At 72.6% G+C, this 1084-nt stretch carries 1 protein-coding gene; it reads left to right on the top strand.

Annotated features, from left to right (window positions below):
• Positions 1–156: 156 nt before the first annotated feature.
• On the top strand, positions 157–1084 hold a 928-nt coding region (locus tag ACWGH4_RS35345; protein ID WP_453468023.1), incomplete at its 3' end, for a glutamine synthetase.

The raw sequence follows: 1084 nt of genomic DNA, 5'->3' as shown, positions 1-1084 counted from the left end.
GCCGGTAGCCGTCGGGGCCGCGCCCGTCGCCCCGTCGCGCAGGGGCGCGGTGCGACGCGCGGCTCGCGCATGAGAGGGGGCGGGGGAGCGCGGATCGGCAACCATGAACGCGGGTGTCCCAGCGATGGACACCCGCGCGGTGGGAGGAGGCGTTCGGTGGAAGCGGCAGAACGGGACGAGCGGCGGTTGTCGGCCCGCCACGAAGCGGCGCGGCTTGCCGCCGAAGGCGTACGGGCCGTCGCGATCAGCTGGGTCGACAACGCGGGCGTCAGCCGGGTCAAGACAGTGCCCACCAGCAGACTGCCGCAGGCGGCGCACCGCGGCGTCGGCATGTCCCCGGTGTTCGACGTCTATACCTCGGACGACGCCGTCGCCAGCTCACCGCACATCGGCGGCCCCGACGGCGACCTGCGGCTCCTGCCCGACCTGGAGCGGCTCACGATCCTGGCGGCGCAGCCGGGCTGGGCCTGGGCCCCGGCCGACCGCTATGACCAGAACGGCCTCCCGTATCCGGCGTGCCAACGGCAGTTCGCCCGGCGCATGGTACGGCTGGCCGAAGCGCAAGGCCTGGAAATGCGGATGGGCTTCGAGACCGAATGGGTGGTCCTCAAGGACGACGGCACCGAAGGCCATGCCGGCCGGGGTCCCGCCTACGGACTGACCCGGGTGGCCGAGCTGTCGGACTATCTGCTGGCGGTCCACGACACGCTCGCCGCGCAAGGTATCGAGGTCCTGCAGCTCCATCCCGAGTACTCACCCGGCCAGTTCGAGGTCTCCACCGTACCGGCCGATCCCGTCCGTGCCGCCGACGAGCTCGTCCTCGTCCGCGAGAGCGTACGGGCGGTCAGCCTGGCACACGGCCTGCGTGCCGCCTTCGCGCCGGTGGTCGTCGCCCGCCAGGTCGGCAACGGCTGCCACCTGCACCTGAGCCTGCGCCAGAACGGGCGGAACCTGCACCGTGACCCCACCGCCGCCCACGGCCTCGCCGCCACGGCGAACATTTTCCTCGGCGCCGTCCTGGACGCCATGCCCGCCCTCTGCGCCATCGGCGCCCCTTCCCCTGCCAGTTATCTGCGCCTGATTC

It is taken from the genome of Streptomyces sp. NPDC054847 (assembly GCF_053610925.1).
Note: the sequence above shows the minus strand (reverse complement) of the source record. Positions and strands in the feature narration are given on the sequence as shown.